Below are 431 nucleotides of genomic sequence, written 5' to 3'. Positions count from 1 at the left end.
CCCAGTTGCTGCACGACCTCGGCTACCAGACCGTACTGGCCTCCTCCGGCGAGCAGGCGCTGGCGTTACTCGGCGAGGACGCCGAACGCTTCGACCTGGTACTCAGCGACGTGGCGATGCCGGGGATGGATGGCGTGACGTTGGGGCGCGAAATCAAGAAGCGTCTGCCGGAACTGCCGGTGGTGCTGAATTCCGGCTACGCCCATATGCTCGCCGACGAGGACCATGGGTTCGACCTGCTGCACAAGCCCTATTCGGTCGAAGATCTGTCGAAAGTCCTGCGCAAGGCGATGGCGGAACGGGCCTGACGTCTGTTCCGTCTCCCGGAACCGCTACAGACTGGGAGAAGCATCGTTCGCGCCAATGTGATCGCCAGCCCGCCGGGCCTGCGCTATCGCATTGAGCCAGATCATTTCTCCGGACATTCAAGC

General features: G+C 62.9%; 1 protein-coding gene. It reads left to right on the top strand.

Annotation, left to right across the window (positions count from 1 at the left end; genetic code table 11):
* Positions 1–308 (top strand): response regulator (locus DY467_RS25660; RefSeq protein WP_164639851.1); only part of this gene is annotated, 308 nt, incomplete at its 5' end.
* Positions 309–431 lie beyond the last annotated feature (123 nt).

This window comes from Rhodopseudomonas sp. BR0G17 (assembly GCF_010907025.1).
Lineage (GTDB): Bacteria > Pseudomonadota > Alphaproteobacteria > Rhizobiales > Xanthobacteraceae > Rhodopseudomonas > Rhodopseudomonas palustris_H.
This window is presented reverse-complemented; position numbering and strand designations above follow the sequence as displayed.